We start from the raw sequence: 22474 nt of genomic DNA on the forward strand, positions 1-22474 counted from the left end.
GCCCCTGAAAACTAATCCCAAACAGTAGCTCGCTAGAACACCACGCGCAGCACGGAAACAGTACCGCTGGCGATAATTGCAGCAGCCGGAAGGGTGATTACCCAAGCCAGAGCGATGGGCTTCATCAGGCCCCAGTTGGCGTCCTTGTTGACCAGGCCAACGCCCAGGACAGCACCGATCAGAATGTGAGTGGAGGAAACCGGCAGCCCCAGGACGGATGCGCCCATCACCACGGCAGCTGCAGACAGCTCTGCAGCAAAACCAGAGGCCGGGTGCATCTTGGTCAGGCCGGAACCAACAGTGCGGATAACGAATCGCCCGATGAACCACAGTCCGACAATCAAGGCGACACCCATGGCAACCATGACTGGCAAAGCCACGCCAGATTCCTCAGAAATGGTGTTCGTCTTCAGCACGTCCAGCACTGCAACGAACGGCCCAAGCGCATTAGCAATGTCGTTGGATCCGTGGCTGAAAGCAAAGGCAGATGCGGTGAACACCTGCATCCAGCTGAACAGAAGGAATGTAGAACGGCTCAGAGCATGCTTCTTGAGAGTGCGCGAGAAGATGTAGACAGCCATCCAAACAACAGCTGCAACCATGCCCATGATCAGGAAGTTGCCCAAGCTGGACAGCTCCAGGTTCATGTTCTTCAGGCCCTTAAACAGCAGCATCGCGGAAATAATGATGGAACCGCCAGCGGCCAGCAGTGGCACCCAAGTGTCCAAGGCGTGGTGCGCCTCGACTTCTTCCGCAGACTTATTGATGCGGTGCAGCTTCTTGTAGTAGTCGGACTCCAGATCATCCTCTGTAAAGCCCTGCTCGCGCATCGTCGTCGAGTCACGGATCATCGCATCGGTAAGAGCCAGTCGCTCATCTTCGCTCAGCTGTCCGAAGGCCAGCTTATGCTGAATGTTCAGCTCCTTCTTTTCCTTCTTGATCTCATCGAGGCGCTGATCAGCCAGCTCGTTGTAAACAAGAATGCCGCGCTTAATTGCGCCGTAGAGAAGATATGCAACAATGCCACCAAGCGCCGGGGACAGAACCCAGGAGATTGCGATCTTGCCAACCGCACCCCACTGAACCATGGACCATCCACCAGTGCCCGTAATGAAACCAACAGTCAAGGCAGCGCCAACGATACCTCCGACAATGGAGTGAGTAGTGGACACCGGCCACCCCATGCGGGTAGCAACCAGCAGCCATACAGCAGCGCCCAGCAGCGAGGCCATCATGATGTAGGCGAAGTTCATCGGCTCAAGGTTGTCGATCGCCCCCAAGTCGACAATGCCGGAACGAACTGTATCCGTCACCTCGCCACCAGCCAGGACAGCGCCGGAAACCTCGAAGATAGCGGCCACGACAAGAGCCTGTTTCATGCTCAAGGTGCCCGCACCCACGGAAGTACCGAAGGAGTTCGCCACGTCGTTACCACCAATATTGAACGCCATAAAGACGGCGAAAATGATGGTGGTGATTAGCACGATGAAGCTAGCGTTTTCTCCAACGTAATCATGCGCCCACAGGGTAAAAGTCACCAAAGTGACGGCCATCAAGCCGCCGAAGAATAGGTGCCACCAAGTATTATTCTCATCTTCCGGCACTGGGGTGATGCCGTCGGGCGACGCGGCAACAGCTTTTTGGGTTGTCGTCGACAAGATTCCTCCAAAACGTCAAGGTAAAAGACCATATCCACATTGACTGATGGAGGTAAAAAGGACGAGTTCTGATAGTTAACTGCGGATTAACGCGAATTGAACTCTTACTATCCTTTTTGCAAACATTAAGCGCTTACGATCAGTACTTTAGACAAACCCAATCCAGTAGAGCACCACAATCGGAATGCACAGCAGCAGCGCAATCGTAACCGCCCACGAGGAGCTAATCATCCGCGTTTCCATGCACAACCGAGCCGCCCAGGAAACGAACACTCGCACGTCAATCGGCAGCTTCTCCCCCGGCCCTTCGAACTCCACGTGAAGGTTCCGCAGGCCGCGGTTTTCGCTGGAAAACTGCCCTGCCTTCTCACCATCAATATCGAGCACGAAGTTCTTCTTCGTCTCCGCGATAATGGCAATGCGGTGGCGATCCGCCTGCACCTCATAGCGCTCCGACTTGCCGAAGCTCTTGCCGTCACCGGTCACTGTCCAGGTGCCAGTCTGGGTCGTCGCAGAGGCAGTCGCTGCCTTCTTGACGCCACCTTCTGCAACCTTGCCCGCATCTTCGGCGTCGTGGCTACCTTCACCAGCCCGGGCTTTTGCATCATGGCCGTCTTTGCCACCGCGATCATCCGGGCCGTGCAGCTGCCACGTGTCACCGCCGAAACGGATGTTCGCAACTCCTCGCTCGTCGGCGTACTCCGCCACCTTCACCAGGTCGTTGCTAGGACCTTCATAGATGGGGAATGTATGCCCGTCGCTCGGCAGCCCCCAGCGAATATCACTCGACATATTTAGCAGCCCGCCAGGCGCTCAGCGAAGTAGCTCTGCAGGTCTTCGATCTTGATGCGCTCCTGCTCCATTGTGTCGCGCTCGCGAACGGTCACCGCATTATCCTCCAAGGTGTCGAAGTCGACGGTGACGCAGAACGGGGTGCCGATCTCATCCTGGCGGCGGTAGCGACGGCCAATTGCGCCGGAGGTGTCGTAGTCGACATTCCAGAAGCCGCGCAGCTGATCAGCCAGCTTCTCAGCAGTCGGCGTCAGCGTCTCCTTCTTGGACAAAGGCAGAACGGCGATCTTTACGGGAGACAGACGACGATCCAGCTTCAGTACCGTGCGGGTGTCGGTTCCGCCCTTCGCATTCGGTACTTCTTCCTCCGTGTAGGCGTCAACAAGGAAGGCCATCATCGCACGACCCAGGCCGGCGGCAGGCTCGATGGTGTACGGGATCCAACGCTCTTCTGCATTCTGATCGTAGAAGCTGAGGTCCTCGCCCGAGCCTTCGGAGTGAACACGCAGATCGTAGTCGGTGCGGTTGGCCACGCCTTCGAGCTCGCCCCACTTGGAGCCGTTGAAATGGAATGCGTACTCCACGTCGACGGTGCGCTTGGAGTAGTGGGAGAGCTTTTCCTTCGGGTGCTCATATAGGCGCAGGTTGTCGGGGTTGATCCCCAAGTCGATGTACCACTGGTGGCGGTCATCGATCCAGTACTGGTGCCACTCTTCGTCCTCGCCCGGCTTGACGAAGAACTCCATCTCCATCTGCTCGAACTCGCGGGTGCGGAAGATGAAGTTACCTGGGGTGATCTCGTTACGGAAAGACTTTCCGACCTGCGCGATGCCGAAAGGTGGCTTCTGACGAGAGGTCGTCATCACATTCTTGAAGTTCGTGAAGATACCCTGTGCAGTCTCCGGGCGCAGGTAGTGCAGGCCTTCCTCGTCGTCCACCGGCCCCAGGAAGGTCTTCAGCAGACCAGAGAACGCCTTCGGCTCGGTCCACGCGCCAGGCTGGCCGGTCTCCGGGTCGTTAATGTCGGCCAGGCCGTTCTCCGGTGGGTGGCCGTGCTTCTCCTCATAGGCCTCCAGTAGGTGGTCAGCACGGTAGCGCTTGTGGGTGTGCAACGACTCGACCAGCGGATCTGTAAATACTTCAACGTGCCCGGACACTTCCCACACGCGCTTAGGCAGGATCACGGAAGAATCCAGGCCGACAACGTCGCGACGGGAGGTGACCATGTGGCGCCACCACTGACGCTTGATGTTCTCCTTCAGCTCCACGCCAAGCGGGCCATAATCCCAGGCGGAGCGGGTTCCGCCGTAGATCTCGCCGCAGGGATACACCAGACCCCTGCGCTTGGCTAGGTTGACGACGGAATCAATGGTGCTTGCCATGGTTGGCGTGTCTCCTTAGTCGGGATGGGCTTCGGAATGTGAAGGTTCAGCTTTACAGCTGTCGTGCCCCACATCTTAGCCTGTCCCAGGCGAAAGCCAACGCTCGGGGGTAGCACGCCTCAAGCTGTATTCGGGAGGTGTTTCAGAAAATAAAAAAGAACCCGCGGTTTAGGGGGGGTAATGACCGCGGGTTCCGGCCACGCTGTCCTCATAAAGAGAATGGGGCCTGGTTCCCATTAGCAGGGAGCTGCGAGGGGGGGGATTACGCGCTCCCAAGGGAACTGCCTCAAATCTAGCCCTTGGGTTTACCGAAAGTCAAGCGTCTGAAAGACATTGCTTAGACATTATTTTAGGGCGCGTTTCCCCCCCTTTCCCATCAAATATACGCTCACACGAAAACCACTTATCGAAAACTTATTGAAAACTGCACTCAAAGTACCTAGTCTGGATAGATATCGCAGAGCAGTTCCCGTACCTAAAACTCACTCCCACCTAAGGAGCCAGCTCATCGTGAGCACGCCAGTGACCAATAAGCTTCCCAAAATCGGCCAGCGCAACACCCGCCAGCGACGCGCGGTCGCGGAGATCCTCGAAGGGCTCACAACCTTCAGCAGCGCCCAGGATATCCACCAAAAATTGGTCGACCAGGAACACAAGGTTGGTCTGACCACCGTCTACCGTACGCTGCAGCAAATGGCAGATGCGGGTGCCATCGACACATTGCACGATGATTCCGGTGAGACCCTATACCGCGCCTGCGCCACTGACGATCACCACCATCACCTGGTGTGCACCTCGTGCCGGCGCACCGTGGAAATCGACGGAGGCCCCGTCGAGGAGTGGGCTGCGGAAACCGCCAGGAAGTTCGGCTACGAAAAGTCCGGCCACACCGCCGAGATCTTCGGCCTGTGCGGCGACTGCCAGAAGAAAGCCGCCCAAAAGAACTAGACGTTAAAAAGCGAGCCAAGCAGGTACGTCGCCCCGGCAGCGCCGAAACCGATCAGCAGCTGACGCAGCGCGCGCCGCCCCGGCTCCACGCCAGATAGCAAGCCCACCAAAGACCCGGTGAACATCAGGGCAAGCCCCACCACCACACAAGCTACGATCGCCGCAGCCGAGCCAGACATGCCGAAGATATACGGCAGCACTGGGATCAAGGCACCGACTGCGAAACACAGGAAGCTGGATATCGCAGCGGATAAGCCCGACCCGCCTTCCTCATGATCGCCGTACACGACGCTACCCTTCTCGGCGTCGAAAGGCTGCTCGCCGACTGGCTTATTCGTCTCCAAGATTGAATCAAAAACCCGGCGCGCACGGGTGGCGGCTTCTTCCTCACTCATGCCGCGCGCCCGGTATACCAGCGCCAGTTCGTTCTGGTTCACGTCCAAGTTCGGCAGTGAACGGCTGGCATTGGGATCCGGAGCATTGGCACCCAGCAGCTCCTTTTGGGATGTCACCGAGACGTACTCACCCGCTGCCATCGACAAGGCACCGGCCAACAGACCCGCGATACCCGTGACCAACACCAGGTGAGACGATCCACCTGTACCGACCATGCCCAGCACCAGGGCCAAGTTCGAGACCAGGCCGTCATTGGCACCAAAAATCGCCGCCCGGAAATCACCTGACATGCGGGCGCGACCGCGCGCCGCCAGGCCCCGGACGACCTCCGCGTGAATCGCTTCATCAGCAGCCAACTGGTCGGAAGCATCTTTATCGGACACGTACTCATTACGCTGTTCGGACGACTGCATCAGAGCCAACACGAACACAGAGCCGAAGCGTCTGGCCATCCACGCCTTCATGCGTGTATCCAAGCTGGCTTTACGCGGCAGCCCCACGTACTCGCCCAGGCGATTCTTCCAATATGCCTCGTGGCGGGCCTCAGCTTCTGCCAGGCCAAGCAGAATCTCGCGTTCCTCGCCGGTCCGTTTGCGTGCCAATTCGCGGTACACAGCACCCTCGGCGCGCTCGTTGGCTAGGTATTGCTGCCAGCGCGCGATCTGCCGCTTCGTCGGTTGCGGCTGTCCCGCCATTTCTTCACCTGTACCGTTCGCATCACCATTACCGCTCGCATCACCATTACCGTTCACCTCGTTCATGGCGTTCACTTCACTCCCCCGAAGCGTCGGTCGCGCTTGGCGAACTCCAACACCGCCGCACGCAAATGGTTGGGCGTGTAATCGGGGAATAGCACATCCTGGTACACCATCTCTGCGTAGGTGGACTGCCAGGGTAGGAAGTTCGAGGTACGCATCTCCCCCGACGGGCGCAGGAACAGATCCACATCCGGCATGTCGGGTTCGTCCAGATACCGTGCGAATGTCTTCTCGTTAATCTGGCGGGGCTTTAGTTTCCCCGACTTCACGTCTTCGGCGATCAGCCGGGCGGCATCCGCAATCTCCGCACGGCCGCCGTAGTTCACGCACATGCCCAGGGTCATGGTCGTGTTATTCTTCGTCAGCTCCTCGGCCTGTTCCAACTCCGAAATCACTGTGCGCCACAGGCGCGGGCGTCGCCCCACCCAGCGAATCCGCACGCCCAGGTTGTTGAGGTAGTCACGCTGCCTCCGCAGCACATCCCGGTTGAACCCCATCAAGAAACGAACCTCATCGGCCGACCGGCGCCAGTTCTCCGTGGAGAAAGCATAGGCAGACAAATAGTCCACCCCCAGCTCAATGCATTCCTCCACCAGAGACATTAAAACGCCTTCGCCTCGACGATGCCCCTCGGTGCGGGGCATGCCACGCTCCTGTGCCCAGCGCCCATTGCCGTCCATCACCAATGCGATGTGCTTCGGGCGGAGCTCCTGTGGAATCTCGGAGCGATCGACATGCGGATACTCGGTGCTACTCACCTGTACCATTTTGCCACACAGCTTTCCCCTGCCCTAGCCCCGCAAATCCAATGCGAGCCCCAACCCTAGCCGCCCATCTGAGGCGAGCGTTTCTATAGTGCTGCAAATGCCGGGCAGCTGACCTCGAGTTGTTGGCGGACATGAGCCAGCAGCAAACGATGCGATTGTGCGGCGATGTCCTGCGCCTGCTGGTTGCGGATTTCTTGGGCTGCTTGGTCGTGACGCCCCTTTTTCAGTAGCCACAGCAGGTGTACCGCCGCCGAGGGAGGCGTGAACGCGCCTGGAGGTCTGCAGGTCACGCACACCGCGCCTCCTGCCGCAGGATGGAATGCCCGGTGGGGTCCACGCTTCCCGCACTGCGCACAGTCGACCAAGCTGGGTTCCCAACCGGCGATCTCAAGCCCGTGCAAAACGAACTCGTCGGCTACGCAAATTGGAGGTAGATCGGAGGTAGTGAGCTGCTGGAGTGCGGCGTCCAAAAGCACAAAGATCGAGTCTGACGAAGAGGGTTCAGCGGAGAAGACCTGAGCCATCTCCAGCATCGCCGCGCCCGCGTAAAAGCGATCAACATCTGCGACGATCGGCGAAGCATAGGTGGCGACGGTCTCGGCGTCGGTGATGTTTGCCAGCGTGCGCCCGGGGTAAATTTGCACATCAACGCGGGAAAAGCGATCCAGCCGGGCACCGAAACGGGAGCGAGTTTTACGGATTCCCTTCGCTACAGCGCGTACCAGGCCGTGTTCCTTTGTCAGCAGAACGAGGATCAGGTCGGCCTCACCCAATTTGTATGTGCGAAGCACAAAGGCCTCGTCCCGAAAGCTGGGACGAGACCTTCTACTCATAAAGAGCAAGTATAGCGTTAGGCCGGCAGACCCCGCTGCTTGATGCGACCCCAAGCGGCAGCCGTGTTGACCAGTGCGATGACAATCTCCAGCGTCATGCGGATAACCGCAAGGTTGATCAGCGCTTGGACGAAAATGATTGCGGTTCTGACGAGATTCTGAACTACGAGAAGCCCGCCGGAATTCTCGGAATCCGTGTCGCCATTCGTGCCAGTATCCTCAAAGTTCATTTCCTGCCCCGCAGTCGAGGAGGGGACAATGTCTGTCCACGTGGTCAGCAGTGCCAACACCACCCACAATACGACAATGACGATTGCGATGATGTACAGAACTCGGATGAACGACTTGGATGCGTATTTAGTAAACCCCAGGTCGAAGAGTGCGGAAAAGAAGGATTCGTTCTTCATCTGCTAGCTCCCGATGGTGGAGTTACGCGCCTGCCGCTCGTCGATGGACTGCACCGACTGTGCAGTACGGATGATGGAAACGGCGACCTCCAGTCCGACGCGGTAGAACGCCAGCCAGGCAATGGCACCAAGGATAACCAGCGGCAGTGCAATGATCACGAGGAGGATCGACGAGGAATCCTGGGCCATAGCGGCCAGGAGACCAATGATGGCCAGCACCACGAACAGGCCGACGACGATCATCAGCAGGGTGTACAGCACCTTCACGACGGATGGGGTGACATAGCGAGTAAAGCTGAAATCAAATAGTGCGGAGAAGAATCCGTCCTTGTCGGCACCTGTCGAGTTCGCGATGGTCTGGTTCGGGTAAACGGCCCAGTTATTTGCATTCGAGTCCTGGCCGAATCCACCCTGCGGATTTTGCTGACCGTACTGGTCATAGGCGCCCGGTACACTCTGCTCGTAGGAACCCTGTGGATATGCCTGGGTGGAATCCTGCCCAAATGGCTGGCCGTAGTCCTGGCCGTAGATCTGACCGCCCTGGCCAAGATCCTGAGTCTGATCCTGTCCAGGCGCATTGTAGTCAGCGCCGTTGTTTGCGGCACCGTCCGCGGAGTGCTTGCCGGAGCCTTCAGAGCCGTAGGGGTTAGACGGAGTCGTCACGAGTAGCCTTTCCTCTTAGCGCGCGAGCTGTCTTGGGTAATAGCTCGCAGCGCAAGTCATTCGAAATAGTTTTAAGTCGAGCCCAAAAAATAGATTTCAGCGCTCGAGGCTTTCACGCTATCGCAATTTTGCTTCTACCGCTGAGGAACAAGTTGAGGATCAAGCGGGACGCTAGAAACCCATCCGCCCCAGTTGCTTCGGGTCAGACTGCCAGTTCTTCGCAACCTTGATATGCACGTCCAAGTAGATGTTCTGGTCCAGCATCTTCACGATCTCCAGTCGTGAACGGTGGACGATGCGAGACAGGCGCCGCCCGTCCTTGCCACGCAGGATCGACTTCTGCCCCTCGCGCTCTACGTAGATTACGGCGTGCACGTCCAGCACACCTTCGCGCTGGGGATTAGGCACGACCTCCTCAATCTGCACCGCCACGGAGTGCGGCAATTCGTCGTGTAACCCTTCCAACGCCGCCTCGCGGATCAGCTCCGCCATGCGAGTATCCCGGTCATCGTCGGTCACGTGATCGTCCGGGTAGAACTTCGGCCCCTCGGGGAGCTTGTCACGCAGCACATCGAGAAGCACGTCTAGCTGCACCTGCTTGGTGGAGGAAACCGGCACTACGTCCGCCCCATCCAAAAGCTCGTGCAATGCCAACAGTTGGGCACCGACCTGATCCTTGGAGACCTTGTCCAGCTTGGTGACCACACCGATCAGCGGGGTTTTCGGCGCGACATTGCGTACGGCGTCCACAATCCAGCGATCCCCGGGGCCGATCTTCTCGTCCGCGGGTACGCACATCGCAATCACATCGACGTCCGAGTACGTCTCCTTAACCACCTCATTCAACCGCTCACCAAGCAGCGTGCGCGGGCGGTGCAAACCGGGGGTGTCCACCAGGATGATCTGTGCGTCGTCGCGGTGCACAATGCCACGGATGGGGTGGCGGGTGGTCTCCGGTTGGTTCGCAGTGATGGCGATCTTCTCCCCCACCAGCGCATTTGTCAGTGTGGACTTGCCAGTGTTCGGGCGGCCTACAAAGCTCACAAACCCGGAGCGGAAGCCCTCCGGCGCGCGGTATTCCTCCGGTACCTGCATCTCCTCCGGCGCCACGCCAGCTCCTTCCGGCATGCCCGCAGCCGGGTCGAAGGGGTCTTCGGGGATATAAGGATCGTTCATGGTCATCAAGTATCCCTTATCCCTGGTCTTTATCGCTAACGCTGTCGTCATGGGAGGCGTTGAGGTGCGACGCCGCCACGGCCATTCCCTCCCCAGCTTCACCAACGCGGCCCTCCGCTCCATCCGGCTGTTCGCGGTAAACCACTGCAGAGCGGATCTTCACACGTCCTCGACGATTGCGCCCACCCTCATAGCGGAAATGCAGACCCGCGGTGGAAATTTCCGCTCCGGGAATCGGCACCCTGCCCAGCTCAAATGCCCCGAGTCCGTAGACCGTTTCCACTTCCTCGTGCTGTTCCTCGCTGAACTCCACATCCTCGAAGAGTTCCTCCAGCTCCTCTAAGGAAAGGCGCGCCTGTACCCGGTAGCTGCCGTCCTCCAACGGTTCGATGGGAGCTTGCTCCGTCAGGTCGTACTCGTCGGTGATTTCGCCGACGATCTCTTCCAAAATGTCCTCAATGGAGATCAACCCGGCTACCGCACCGTACTCGTCGATCAGCATGGCGATATGCACCTGATCGCGCTGCATGTCCTCCAGCAGATCATCCAACTTCTTGGAATCGGGCACGAATACTGCCGCTCGCATGCAGTCCTTCACTAGCTTGGAATTACCGCCATCGGACATGTGATAGGTCTCTGCGATGAGGTCTTTGAGGTAAATGACGCCCACAATGTCATCCACGTCCTCGCCCACCACCGGCAGACGGGAAAGCCCGGTGCGCACGCACAAACTAGTGGCCTGGCCAGCCGTTTTATCCGCTTCGATCCAGACCATCTCCGGTCGCGGCACCATCACGGAACGCGCCGAGGTGTCGGCGAGATCAAAGACGGATTGGATCATGCGCCGTTCGTCGAGCTCCACCACGCCGCGTTCCGACGCAATGTCCACCATCTCGCGCAGCTCGATTTCCGAGACGAAGGGGCCATCGCGGAAGCCCCGACCGGGCGTCAGCACATTACCGGTCCGCACCAGCAGCTTGGCGATGGGCCCTAGCAGCTTGGATACGCCCAACAAGATCGGAGCGGTGGCCAGGCTGATGGTATACGGGTTTTGACGGCCAAGGGTGCGGGAAAGCACCCCGATCAGGATGAATGTCAGCAGCGTGACAATCAGAATGGCCGTGGCGAAAGCCCAGTTGCGCGATCCCATGAGCGTCACACACGCCGAGGCTGCCAGCACCGCACCAGATACCTCACAGATGGTGCGCAACAGTACGAGCAGGTTGATATGCCCGGCACGCCCCTCCAACACTCGCTCCAGCCTGGGCGCCCCCGCGCGATCCTCCTTCACCAGGTTTTCCACCCGTGCGGGGGAAATAGAAGAAACAGCGGTTTCCACCAGCGACAGCACACCGCCGAGGAAAAGCGCGAGGATTGCGAAGGGGATGGATAAGGGGATGTCGATCATCACTAAAAGTTTCTAAAACTTCCTATTTCTGGGTATCGTCGCGGTCCGCCGCGCTGGGGAACGCCCCAGCACCCGTCGGTTTCGGAGCGAAATGCACCCCGCGTTCTTCCTGGGAGTCGTACCAATTCGCCAGAATCTCGTTCTGGAGCGCGAACATTTTCTGTTCCTCGTCGGGAGTGACGTGATCGAAGCCCAGCAGGTGCAGCACACCGTGGACGGTCAGGAGGTCCAGCTCGTGAGCCAAGGAGTGACCCGCGCGGGTGGCTTGTCCCTCAGCGAAGTCGGGGCACAGCATGATGTCCCCCAGCATCGCCGGGGAGGGTTCCGCGGCATCTTTGCGCCCCCAACCTGGCGTCAATTCGTCCATAGGAAAGCTCATCACATCGGTAGGACCGGGCAGGTCCATCCAACGAACGTGCAGGTCCTCGATGGTTTCAAGATCAACTATGTGGATGGATAGCTCGGCAGCAGGGTGGACGTCGAGAGTCCACAGTGCGTAGCGAGCAACGTCGATCAGTTCCTCCTCATTGACCTCGCCCCGGCCGGATTCGTTAAAAACTTCGATGCTCATGGATGCTTGCCTCTCGGTGGTTGTGTGTCCCGCTGCTAGATTTCATTTTCCATCTCGTAGGTGCCGTAAGCCTCCACGATCTTGGAAACCAACCGGTGGCGCACCACGTCGTCGGAATCCAGGTTAATGATCGATACGCCATCCACGCCGGTGAGCACCTGGCGGGCAACCTTCAAACCAGACTCCTGGCGATTCGGCAGATCCACCTGGCTGAGGTCGCCGGTGATAACCATCTTGGAGCCAAAGCCCAAGCGGGTGAGAAACATCTTCATCTGCGCCGGGGTGGTGTTCTGAGCTTCGTCCAAGACCACGAAGGAATCATTGAGGGTGCGACCACGCATGTAGGCCAGTGGTGCCACCTCAATCACGCCTGTTTCCATCAACCGCGGGATCGTCTCGGGATCCACCATCTCCCGCAGAGCATCGTGCAGTGGGCGCAAGTATGGGTCGATTTTGTCGCTCAGCGTACCGGGCAGAAAACCTAGCTTCTCCCCTGCCTCCACGGCCGGGCGGGTCAGGATAATGCGATTAACGTCCTTGGCCTGCAGGGCCTGCACCGCCTTGGCCATCGCCAGATACGTCTTACCGGTACCGGCCGGGCCGATGCCGAAAACGATGGAGTCCTCATCAATGGCTTCCACATACTCCCGCTGTCCGGGAGTTTTCGGGCGCACCGCCTTGCCACGGTAGGAGACAATGGGAGCCATGTCGCCGCTGGAAACCAGCGCCGGAGCCTGTTTTTCCACCAGCGTGATCGCGCGCTTGGTGGCCGCAGGATCCACAACGTGGCCGCGTTCCACCAGGTTGATCATCTCCTGCAGCACTCGGCGGGCTTGGGAGACCTCGGAGGCCTCGCCCCGGATGGTCACGCGATTGCCGCGGGTGAGGATGTCTGCTTCAAAGGCGTGCTCCAGCACCCGCAGATTCTCATCTGCCGGGCCAGCGACGCCTACGACAGAATCCGGGTCTAGCTCCACTGTGGAGCTGGCTACGCGGGGGCGTGGCGACCTCACGGAGTTTGTAGGAGTCATGTGTATAGATCCTACCGCCAACGCTCAGTGACAGCGCCGATGGCGCCCAGGGCTACTGCTGCGGCTGTTGCGGTGCGCAGAACCTCTGGACCCAGGCGAACCGGCACCGCACCCAAGTCTGCAAACTCTTTAAGCTCCTCCGGGCTAATACCACCTTCCGGACCGACAACCAGAGCCAGCTCTGTTACTGAGCCGGTCTCTGTGATTCCAATTCCAGCGGCGCCGGTTTCAGCCATCGCTGCCTGCACCACAGCTGGCAGCGGTTCGGTGGCCTCTTCATGCAGCACCAACACCCGCGTCGTGGCTGCAGAATCCACGGCAGAGTCGACGGCAGACTCAGCCAGTCCCAGCAGTTGTGCCAGCTCCTGCGGGCTGCGCACCAGGCCGGTGACCTCTGGAATCTGCAAGCGACGAGACTGCTTCGCCGCTGCGCGCGCTGCATTCTCCCACTTTGCGTGCGCCTTGGCCTCCTTGCCGTCCCACTTGGCAATCGCCCGCCGGGCTGCCCACGGCACAATTCGATCCGCGCCCGCCTGCACCATCAAATCCACCGCCAACTCCGCCCGGTCGGATTTGGGAATTGCCTGCACCACCGTCACCCGCGGGTGTGGGGCGGGAAGGTCGAGAATGCCGGTGACCTCCACGGTGGCGTCACCAAGAAAAGAACCCTGAACTGCACGGGTGGTGCCATCGGTGACGACCAACCCCTCGCCCACCTCCAGGCGTTTAACGGAGGCGTGCTTTGCCTCCGCACCAGTCAGGCGAAAGCGATCGCCCGTGGCGACGGGCTCCGGGATGGGGTGGATAAACACCGGGTCCGTCATGGGTTAGCGACCAAACTTCGAGCGCAGGCGGGAGAAGAACCCGCTGTCTGATGCGTCCTTGGTGGTCACACCGGCGTGCTGGTTGCTCGCTTCGCGCAGCTTTTCCAGCAGGTCGCGCTGCTTGTGGTTCAGGTCGGTGGGGATCATGACCTCCACGTGGGCGATCAGCGACCCGTGGCCCTCGCGGCGCAGGTGGGGCATGCCCTTGTCCGATAGGCGGATGGTGGCATCCGGTTGGGTGCCGGCTGCGATATCGACGGTGGTAATGGAGTCATCCAGCAGCTTGACCTCTACCGACGTACCCAGTGCAGCTTCCACAGCTGGCACCTGCAGGTTGACGTGCAGGTCATCGGACTCCCGGATGAAGTACGGGTGCTCAGAAGTGTGCACCTCCACGTAGAGATCGCCAGCAGGGCCGCCGCCCGGGCCTACTTCGCCCTTGCCGCTCATGCGCAGGCGCATGCCGTCGGAAATACCAGCGGGAATGGAAACTTTGAGGGTCTGGCGGTCGCGCACGCGGCCGTCCCCCGCACAGTTTTCGCACGGGTCCTTGATGATTTCGCCTGTGCCGGCGCAACGGTGGCACGCGCGACGAACCTGCACGCGCCCCAGCATAGAGTTCTGTAGTTCCATCACCTCGCCTGCGCCCTGGCAGGTGGGGCAAGTCACCGGCGCGGACTTGGAGGCCGAACCAGTGCCATCGCAGACATCGCACAGCACAGCGGTCTCCACAGTGATGTCGCGATCAATGCCAGAGTAGATTTCCTCCAATGTGGCCTCGATACGCACCAAAGCATCGTTGCCGCGGCGTACGCGGGACTCGCGTGGCCCGCGCTGGCCACCCCCGCCGAAGAATGCGTCGAAGATGTCCCCCAGGCCACCGCCCCCGAAACCGCCGAATCCGCCGGCACCTGGCTGGCCAAAGCCTTGCTCCTCCGGGTCACCGCCCGCATCCACGATCTGACGCTTCTGCGGGTCCGTCAATACCTCCTGGGCAAGGGAGATCTCACGGAACTTCTCCGCGGCCTCCTCCGAAGGGTTAACGTCCGGGTGGTACTTTCGCGCCAGGCGACGGTACGCCTTTTTAATTTCGGCGTCCGTAGCGTCGCGATCCACACCGAGGATTCCGTAATAATCTCGAGCCACGTTGAGCGGGTCCTTTTCGCGTGTTTACTGAGTCTTTTGTTCTAAACCAACTGCACCAGTCTACTATTCCTACTCCTCGCTCAAAATCCGCGAGACGTAGTGCGCCACTGCTGTCACCGAGGAAATCGTGCCCGAGTAGTCCAAATGTGTCGGCCCCACCACGCCCATGCCACCGAGCACCGCGTTGGCGTTGCCATACCCGGCGGAAACGACCGAAGCGCCACGCAGTTCTTCATCTTCGTTTTCCTCACCGATACTCACCTGAACCTGGAGGTCGCGCACGCTGTTCAGCAGTTTAAGCACCACGACCTGCTCCTCCAGAGCCTCCACCACGGGGCTCAGTTCGGACGTGCGCATAAGGTTCGGGGTACCCGCCAAAATCAGGCGGTCGTTCGGACGCTCCAGCAGCGTCTCCACCAGCACGGTCGTCACCACGAGCGCCACGTCCCGCAGCTCTTCCGGCATACTGTTGCCCTTGGCTTCGCTGGCTAGGGCGGCAATGTTTGTGCATGCATCGTCGAGGGTGCGCCCCACCATCGCGGAGTTCACCAGATCGCGTAAGCGTGGCAGGTCGTCATCGCTTATCGGTTGGCCCAGGTCGACATTGCGCTGATCCACGCGGCCCGTGTCGGTAATCAGCACCAGCAGAATGCGGTGGCTACCCAATTTCACCAACTCGCAGTGCTTTACCCGCCCGCGCCGTAGATCCGGCATCTGCACCACCGCCACCTGGCGGGTGAGCTGCGAAAGTAGCTGCACACTGCGGCGCAGCACATCCTCCAGGTCCACACCGTGTTCCAAGAAATCCAGGATGGCACGCCTCTCGGGCGTACTCAGCGGCTTGACCTCATGGATGCCGTCGACGAAACGACGGTACCCCTTCACAGTGGGGATGCGCCCGGAGGAGGCATGCTGTTGCGTGATATACCCCTCAGCCTCCAGCACCGCCATATCGTTGCGGATCGTGGCGGAGGAAACCCCCAACTGGTGCCTATCCACCAGCATCTTGGAACCCACCGGCTCGTGCGAGGCGATGAAGTCGCTAACAATCGCCCGCAGCACCTGGTTTCTTCTGTGTTCCGTTCCGCTGGACATGTTCTTCACCCCTTCTGTGAGCTTGTGTGGCATTTATAGCCCGAGCGCCAGCACGATATCCGTGACGATTCCATCGGCTAGGTAGCGCCCTTTATCCGTCAATATTAGGCGCTCACCGCGTTTATCTAGCAGGCCCAGGCCCGTATAGCGCTCGATTACCTGTTCCAACTCGGCGTTTCCCTGGCTCCCCGCCAGTTCGGTCAGCGCCAGTCCCTCGGCCAGGCGGAGCCGCAGCATTACCTGCTCGGTACGCAGATCTGCGTTGCTTAGGCGCTCGGTGGTCACTACCGACCCGGGCACGGGCAGGCCGTCCTTTATTGTTGACGCCCCCTCGTTCTCAGCCAATAACCCTTCCCAATAGGTCGCCGGACGTTTTGCATTCACAAGCCTCACCAAGCCAGACTCGCTGTGCTTCTCCCCGCGCAACTGCACACATCCGTGGGCGCCGGGGCCTGCACCCCACCACTGTCCGGAACGCCAATAGATCAGGTTGTGCTGGCACTCCCCGCCTGGCTTCGCCCAGTTCGAAACCTCGTACCAGGAAAAGCCGGCCTGCCGCAGACGGGAGTCGATGGCGTCATAACGATCCGCAAGGGTGTCCTCGCCCGGGGCGGGTAGCTCACCACGGCGCACTTTCCGGGCCATGGCCGTGCCGTCTTCAACAATGAGGGAATAGGCGGAAACGTGGTCAACGTCAGCCTCCAGCACCGCGTCGAGGGTACGGCTTAAGTCCTCATCCGTCTCCGTGGGAGTGCCATAGATAACGTCCAGGTTGATGTGCTCAAAGCCCGCCTGTTTAGCCTCCCGTGTGGCCACAATAGGCCGCCCTGGGGTGTGTTGGCGTTCCAGCACTTTCAGTACATGTCCTACGGCGGACTGCATGCCTAAGGAAATGCGGTTGAAGCCAGCCTCCCGCAGCTGCACGAAGAACTCCGGACTGGTGGATTCCGGGTTGGCTTCTGTAGTGACCTCAGCATCCGCCGCCAATCCGATCGTGCGACGAGCCGCGTCCAGTGCGCGGGTCAGACCCTCGTGCCCCAGCATGGATGGCGTGCCACCACCGAAGAATACGGTCTGTACCTCGCCGGGATAATCCCACACTTCAGCGGCGATCTCTAGCTCGCGTTCCAACGCATTCAAATAGCCGGGGATGGTATTGCCCTCAGCCGCGCCGAGTTCCTGTGGCGTGTAGGTGTTGAAGTCGCAGTAGCCACAGCGGGTGGAGCAAAAAGGAACGTGAATATAAAGGCCGTGCATGTTGTGCGAGTCTACTTGGCTCGCACCAGTGGTCACGTGGTCAGGTAAAACTACACAGCAGTGCCGCGCTTGCGGCGCTGTAGACGGCCAACGATCTCCTCGATTCGCGCGCGTTCTTCCAAAAACTCCGGCGGAGCTTCACCGCGCATCCCCGCAGCCAACTCCGGTTGGCGAGCAATCACTTCACGCCACTTGGCCGCCAGTTCGATCGTGCGCTGTTCCGCCTTTACATACACCTGAGGAAGCAAAACGGACTGCGATTCCAAAGCACACTGGGTCTGGTTGATCACCCACTCTTCCACCTCACGCAGATCCGCGCGGATGTGCTCGGCTCGTTCGCGCAGCCACATGCGCCAGGAAGCGGTAGAGGCCATCGTCGCTGGAGCCTGGTCGGCAGATACCTCGGCATCCTCTGTCCCAAAGGAACGTTGCGCGGCACTGGAGTGGGAGGCGGCGGAGGTGGTGGCGTCATCAAAAGAACGACGAGCCGACGCAGCAGACGTACCGGGCTTTTTGTGCATGAAGCTCAGCGTGCGCCCGGGGTGCGGATAGTCTCCACTAGTAGTGCTGGCGAGGGTACGCGGGGTGCGGGAGCGCGTGATGCCCGACATGCTGCCCGCCCGCACGCCAGAGACGAAAGCCTGACGCAGACCGTTGAGTTCGGAGAGACCAGGGCGGACTTCGGCGCGCCCTTCCGCGACGATCTCTTCCAATTCAAGGAGACAATCCTCGACCAGGTCGGCATCCCAATCGGCTATGGCCTGGGAGACATGGTTGATGTGGTCGGCGATCTCGTCACCGATGTCATAGATATTTTGGGTGAGCTCGCGAACGCGCAGGGCAGCATCGTAGTGCACGCGTTCTCCTCTCCCCGAGCCCGTCAAAGCCCATGTTTCGGTTAATACCGCAGACAACTTTAAAACACGAACACCGACCGCGCGCGGAGGCGTGGCCGGTGTCTTAGGGCGGATTTCTTAACTTATTTTGAGTTGTAGATCCATGCGATATCGTCGGCGAAGTTCTTGGCAACTACGAAACGCTTTAGCTTCAGCGACGGGGTCACTTCGTCCTTGTCCTCGGTGAAGTCACGGTGGACGATGCGGAACTTCTTAATGCCTTCTGCGTGGGAGACGGTGGAGTTAGCCTCGTTGATCGCGTCCTGGATTTCGGAGCGCAGGACCGGGTTCTTTGCCAGCTCGCGGATTGAAACGTTTTCGGCAATGCCGTTGTTTTCCTTCCACTTCTTGACGGCTTCCTCGTCCAAGGAAATCAAGGCGCCAACGAACTTCTGGTCGTCGCCGACAACCATGGCCTGGGAGATCAGCGGAGCGGAGCGCAGGATATCCTCCATCGGGCCGGGCGAGACATTCTTGCCGCCGGCGGTGACGATGATCTCCTTCTTGCGACCCGTGATCTTTAGGTGGCCGGTGGGCAGCAGCTTGCCGAGGTCACCGGTGCGGTAGAAGCCATCCTCGTCGAAGGACTCGGCGGTGGCCTCCTCGTTTTCCCAGTAACCGGCGAAGACCATGTCACCCTTCAGCAAAACCTCGCCATCCTCGGCAATCTTCACTGTGATGCCACCGAGCGGGCGGCCGACGGTGCCGATGATGTTGTCCGGGGCGAAGTTGGTGCAGGCAGCGGCAGTGCACTCGGTCAGGCCGTAGCCCTCGTAAACGTTCAGGCCTACGCCACGGAAGAAGTGCATGAGTTCCGGGTTGAGCGCAGAACCGCCGGAAATGGCGTAGTCCAGCTCGCCGCCCATGGCCTCGCGAACCTTGGAGTAGACCAGCTTGTCGCCAATTGCGCGGTTGATCTTCTGCTTTAGCGTCGGCCCCTCGTCGGTGTCGAGAGCATGCGAGTAGTCGACTGCGGCGCGTTCTGCGAAGTTGAAGATCTTGGCCTTGACGCCACCACCTTCAGTGGCCTTGGACTTCACTCCCGCGTGCACCTTTTCAAAGATGCGCGGCACAGAGCAGATCAGGTTCGGCTTGGTGCGCTGGAACTCCGCAACGAGGGTGCTCATGTCGCTCCAGTGCGTCTGGGTTGCCCCGCCGACGGTGGCAGCGTGTGCCATAGCGCGAGAGAACACGTGAGCCAGCGGCAGGAAGGTCAGCTTGCGGTAACCGAATGCGGCGGCACGACCCACCGGGTGGGTCAGGATAGCGCGGGCTTCTGCCAGCCAATTGTGGTGGGTCAGCTTGCAGCCTTTTGGGCGACCCGTGGTGCCGGAGGTGTAAACGATAGAGGCGACATCCGAATCGCGAGTGTTGGCAATGCGCTCCTCCAACACGTCCTGTTGGATGCCGGCTTCCTTACCGTCGTTCACGAGGATGTCGATGGCACCGCTGTTGATCTCCAGCACGCGGTTAAGGTGCGCGGAGGTATCGCCTTCTGGACGGTCGCCATCCTTGACGAAAGTGGACAGGCGAGTGAAGTGGCCGGACTTTTCTGCAATGGCGAACTTGGCGCCGGAGTTCCCTACAATCCACTCACACTGGGAGGTGGAAGACGAGGGGTAGATCGGCACGGTGATCGCACCGGCGGCCCAGATGGCGTAGTCCAAAACGGTCCACTCATAGCGGGTGTCGGACATGATGACCACGCGATCGCCAACTTCTACGCCGTTGGCAACCAGACCCTTGGCTACGGAGTAAACATCATCCAGGAAGTCGGCAACGGTAACGTCTACCCATTCGAAGTTCAGCGGACGCTTGAAGAGCACCCCATCTGGGGACTGTGTTCCAAGATCACGCACTGCCGAGAGGCAGGTCTCGTGCTCGTCGATCGTATATAGGGCCTCAGAGGTGTACTCCGTCATGCTGCTCCCTTTGCTCATATCCTGACAGTTGCCTGACCTGGGTTTTTACGCGAAACGCGGGCATAATCTCGAGGTGGAGAACCCACGCGCTCTACGTGATTAATACTTCTACAACCATATATGAGTGGTGTGTATCACGCTGAACCTTTATAAAAATACCCCGTCACACTACAGGCACAACGACGGGTTTACCTACAGGCGCAGTTAGGGGCGCATATAAGCGAACGCGCTTGTTTCCCCTTTAGTGCCTCCAGTTGGTGCCTCCAGGTGCCTCTAGGTGTTCTTACGAAAAAGAGTGGAAGAAGCGCCTCTTACCCTGCACAATGGCAGATGTGACTAGCTCTGTGGAACCCGGCGGAACAAACGCCTCCGACGTCAATGCAATTCTCAACGAATTGGCCGCCGAATGCGGCGTAGCCACCTGGTACATCGGCCAAAACGGCCAGCGAGTGGAGGTGGCGAGCAGCACGGTTCTCTTCGCTCTGCGCGAATTAGGTCTGAATCTGCCCGAGAATGCCTCGGATCTCACCGAAAGTGCAGTTCAAGCCGCCACTGAGGATCTACTGCGCTCCCGCTATAGCCGCATGATCGCCCCCACCATCACCGCCATTGCAGACCGGCCCCGCACCCTACATGTCCACTGCATCGACGGCGAATCCCTACAGGTTCAAATCCACACCGAAGAGGGCGAGAGCATTGACCTCGAACAGCTCAACGAGTGGGTAGATCCCATCACAGTGGGCAGTGAGGCCAACCCGACAACTTTCGGCACCGCCACCTTCCAGATGCCTGCCCTCCCCGCAGGCTGGCACGAAATCACCGCCCAGGCTGAATCCACTCAGGCACGCTCCACCTTGCTGGTTTCGCCTCAATCCCTGGAACTGCCTGACGCGCCGCGAACAGGTGTCATGGCACAGCTATATTCTCTGCGCGACAAGGATGCGTGGGGCGTCGGCGACTACGGCACTCTGGAAGCTTTGGGGGAATCCCTGCAGAAACTCGGCGGAGCGGACTTTGTGCTGGTGAACCCCATGCACGCGGCGGAGGCTGCTCCCCCGGTGGAGGATTCCCCCTACCTGCCTACCACTCGCCGCTACACCAACCCGATCTACATCCGGGTAGAAAACACGCCGGAGTACGCTGCACACCCCGAGCTGCACGCAACAATTGCGGAGCTTGCCGCCCCGCTGAAGAAGCGCAACCACTCCGCTGATCTATTGGAGCGAGACCCCGTAGTGGCGTCCAAAATCAAGGCCCTGCACCTGCTGTACACCGCAGGCATCGGCGACGACCGTGCTGAACAACTACGCAGCTTCATCGAACGAGAAGGTGAAGGAATAGTCGGCTTTGCGAACTGGTGCGAGCGCGCCGCTAATGATCCAGCCCTAACCAGCGAGTTCTTCGCCTGGATGCAGATGCTTTGCCAGGAGCAGGAGCTGCACGCGCAAAATGCCCTCACCGAAAATATGAGCATTGGCCTGATGGCCGATCTGGCCGTGGGCGTGCACCCCGGTGGCGCGGACGCTCAGATTCTGGCGGACGTGCTGGCGCCGGGCGCTAGCGTGGGTGCGCCGCCGGATGGCTACAACCAACAAGGCCAGGACTGGTCCCAGCCACCGTGGCATCCGTGGAAGCTGGCGGAGGAAGGCTACCGCCCCTGGCGCGACATGCTGCGCACCATCCTGCGCACTGCCGGCGGTATCCGCATCGACCACGTTCTGGGGCTTTTCCGCCTGTGGTGGATCCCACGGATGGAATCGCCCACCCTGGGTACCTACGTCACCTACGACCATGAGGCGCTGGTCGGAGCGCTGGTTTTGGAAGCCCACCGCGCCGGTGCTGTAGTCGTGGGTGAGGATCTGGGAACTTTTGAGCCATGGGTACAGGACTACCTGGCCAGCCGTGGCGTGATGGGCACTTCGATCGTGTGGTTTGAAGGCGACGCCAACGGGGCGAAGTCACCAGACGCTTACCGCCGTACCTGCCTGACCTCCGTGACTACACACGACCTGCCGCCCACCGCCAGCTATCTGCGCGGCGGACACATCGACCTGCGCGAGGAATTAGGTGTGCTAACCCGCAGCTCGGACGACGAGTTTGCGGAGGATGCGGCATGGCAGGTCGACGTACTGGGTACCATCGCCCGCCACGGTGCCTTCCATGGCATGGAGTGCGAGGAGTACTTCCTGAACGAGCTGCGCCAGGAGTTGGACGATCCCCGGCACGGTCGGGAACGCCGCCCGGATGTGTCCTATATCCTGCGCGCCATGCACCGCTATATTGCACAGACGCCTTCGCTGTTGCGTTACGCGGCCTTGGTGGACTTGGTCGGCGATGTGCGTGCACAAAACCAGCCGGGCACTACGCAGGATCTTTACCCGAATTGGCGTGTGCCGCTGTGTGATGGGCAGGGCAATCCGGTGCTGGTGGAGGATCTGGCGGACATGCCGCTGGCGCGCGAGGTACTGGCCGCTACGCGCGGTGAAGACTAAAAGAAGCTGGTTGCTAGCCAGGCTACGAGCAGTAGAACCAGCAGCAATGCCA

20 protein-coding genes are annotated in these 22474 nt (G+C 59.9%); 2 read left to right on the plus strand and 18 right to left on the minus strand.

The window, feature by feature from the left end:
- Positions 1-32: 32 nt before the first annotated feature.
- From ACUY2T_RS01865 to ACUY2T_RS01875, 3 genes are all read right to left on the minus strand, one after another.
- Complete coding sequence (locus tag ACUY2T_RS01865) at positions 33-1613, minus strand: inorganic phosphate transporter (protein ID WP_448307475.1); 1581 nt, start codon at positions 1611-1613, stop codon at positions 33-35.
- 192 nt (positions 1614-1805) lie between these two features.
- The gene (locus ACUY2T_RS01870; RefSeq protein WP_448307269.1) at positions 1806-2450 is read right to left on the minus strand and encodes a hypothetical protein; all 645 of its coding nucleotides are present in this window, start codon (positions 2448-2450) and stop codon (positions 1806-1808) included.
- A 2-nt stretch (positions 2451-2452) separates the two neighbouring features.
- On the minus strand, positions 2453-3832 hold the full coding sequence (locus ACUY2T_RS01875) for a glycine--tRNA ligase (protein WP_448307271.1): 1380 nt from the start codon (positions 3830-3832) through the stop codon (positions 2453-2455).
- A gap of 510 nt (positions 3833-4342) precedes the next feature.
- Between ACUY2T_RS01875 and ACUY2T_RS01880 the strand changes: the two genes are divergently transcribed.
- Positions 4343-4780, plus strand: a complete 438-nt coding sequence (locus tag ACUY2T_RS01880; RefSeq protein WP_293791376.1) for a Fur family transcriptional regulator — start codon at positions 4343-4345, stop codon at positions 4778-4780.
- On the opposite strand, the gene ACUY2T_RS01885 is transcribed toward ACUY2T_RS01880, so the two are convergent.
- From ACUY2T_RS01885 to ACUY2T_RS01955, 15 genes are all read right to left on the minus strand, one after another.
- Positions 4777-5937, minus strand: a complete 1161-nt coding sequence (locus tag ACUY2T_RS01885) for a VIT1/CCC1 transporter family protein (protein ID WP_448307273.1) — start codon at positions 5935-5937, stop codon at positions 4777-4779. The genes ACUY2T_RS01880 and ACUY2T_RS01885 overlap by 4 nt on opposite strands.
- A 5-nt stretch (positions 5938-5942) precedes the next feature.
- Positions 5943-6692, minus strand: a complete 750-nt coding sequence (locus ACUY2T_RS01890) for an isoprenyl transferase (RefSeq protein ID WP_293791377.1) — start codon at positions 6690-6692, stop codon at positions 5943-5945.
- 92 nt (positions 6693-6784) lie between these two features.
- A complete protein-coding gene (recO, locus tag ACUY2T_RS01895) occupies positions 6785-7534 on the minus strand; it encodes a DNA repair protein RecO (RefSeq protein WP_448307275.1) in 750 nt (249 codons plus the stop codon).
- 17 nt (positions 7535-7551) lie between these two features.
- Entirely contained in the window at positions 7552-7941 is a 390-nt protein-coding gene (locus ACUY2T_RS01900; protein WP_448307277.1) for a DUF4282 domain-containing protein, read from the minus strand.
- A 3-nt stretch (positions 7942-7944) separates the two neighbouring features.
- Positions 7945-8604 carry a DUF4282 domain-containing protein gene (locus ACUY2T_RS01905; protein WP_448307279.1) on the minus strand — a complete coding sequence of 220 codons (660 nt, stop codon included), beginning with the start codon at positions 8602-8604 and terminating at the stop codon, positions 7945-7947.
- A 171-nt stretch (positions 8605-8775) separates the two neighbouring features.
- Positions 8776-9732 (minus strand): GTPase Era, encoded by a 957-nt coding sequence (era, locus tag ACUY2T_RS01910; RefSeq protein WP_448307476.1) that lies wholly within the window; start codon positions 9730-9732, stop codon positions 8776-8778.
- Between the two features lie 64 nt (positions 9733-9796).
- On the minus strand, positions 9797-11188 hold the full coding sequence (locus ACUY2T_RS01915) for a hemolysin family protein (RefSeq protein ID WP_448307281.1): 1392 nt from the start codon (positions 11186-11188) through the stop codon (positions 9797-9799).
- A 22-nt stretch (positions 11189-11210) separates the two neighbouring features.
- The gene (gene ybeY, locus ACUY2T_RS01920; protein WP_293791383.1) at positions 11211-11759 is read right to left on the minus strand and encodes an rRNA maturation RNase YbeY; all 549 of its coding nucleotides are present in this window, start codon (positions 11757-11759) and stop codon (positions 11211-11213) included.
- Positions 11760-11794: 35 nt separating this feature from the next.
- Entirely contained in the window at positions 11795-12790 is a 996-nt protein-coding gene (locus tag ACUY2T_RS01925) for a PhoH family protein (RefSeq protein ID WP_448307284.1), read from the minus strand.
- Positions 12791-12801: 11 nt separating this feature from the next.
- Positions 12802-13614: a 16S rRNA (uracil(1498)-N(3))-methyltransferase gene (locus ACUY2T_RS01930; RefSeq protein ID WP_448307286.1), complete on the minus strand. Its 813-nt coding sequence runs from the start codon at positions 13612-13614 to the stop codon at positions 12802-12804.
- Between the two features lie 3 nt (positions 13615-13617).
- A complete protein-coding gene (gene dnaJ / locus ACUY2T_RS01935) occupies positions 13618-14760 on the minus strand; it encodes a molecular chaperone DnaJ (RefSeq protein ID WP_293791386.1) in 1143 nt (380 codons plus the stop codon).
- Between the two features lie 69 nt (positions 14761-14829).
- Positions 14830-15855 (minus strand): heat-inducible transcriptional repressor HrcA, encoded by a 1026-nt coding sequence (hrcA, locus tag ACUY2T_RS01940; RefSeq protein WP_293791387.1) that lies wholly within the window; start codon positions 15853-15855, stop codon positions 14830-14832.
- A 33-nt stretch (positions 15856-15888) separates the two neighbouring features.
- Complete coding sequence (gene hemW, locus ACUY2T_RS01945; protein WP_448307288.1) at positions 15889-17112, minus strand: radical SAM family heme chaperone HemW; 1224 nt, start codon at positions 17110-17112, stop codon at positions 15889-15891.
- Between the two features lie 50 nt (positions 17113-17162).
- Positions 17163-17969 carry a hypothetical protein gene (locus tag ACUY2T_RS01950; RefSeq protein ID WP_448307290.1) on the minus strand — a complete coding sequence of 269 codons (807 nt, stop codon included), beginning with the start codon at positions 17967-17969 and terminating at the stop codon, positions 17163-17165.
- Positions 17970-18091: 122 nt separating this feature from the next.
- Complete coding sequence (locus ACUY2T_RS01955) at positions 18092-19930, minus strand: AMP-dependent synthetase/ligase (RefSeq protein ID WP_293791390.1); 1839 nt, start codon at positions 19928-19930, stop codon at positions 18092-18094.
- Positions 19931-20253: 323 nt separating this feature from the next.
- Here ACUY2T_RS01955 and ACUY2T_RS01960 point away from each other — a divergent pair, with 323 nt between their 5' ends.
- Positions 20254-22422 (plus strand): 4-alpha-glucanotransferase, encoded by a 2169-nt coding sequence (locus tag ACUY2T_RS01960; RefSeq protein ID WP_448307293.1) that lies wholly within the window; start codon positions 20254-20256, stop codon positions 22420-22422.
- The last annotated feature ends 52 nt before the right edge of the window (positions 22423-22474 follow it).

This window comes from Corynebacterium sp. 22-2729 (assembly GCF_053479475.1).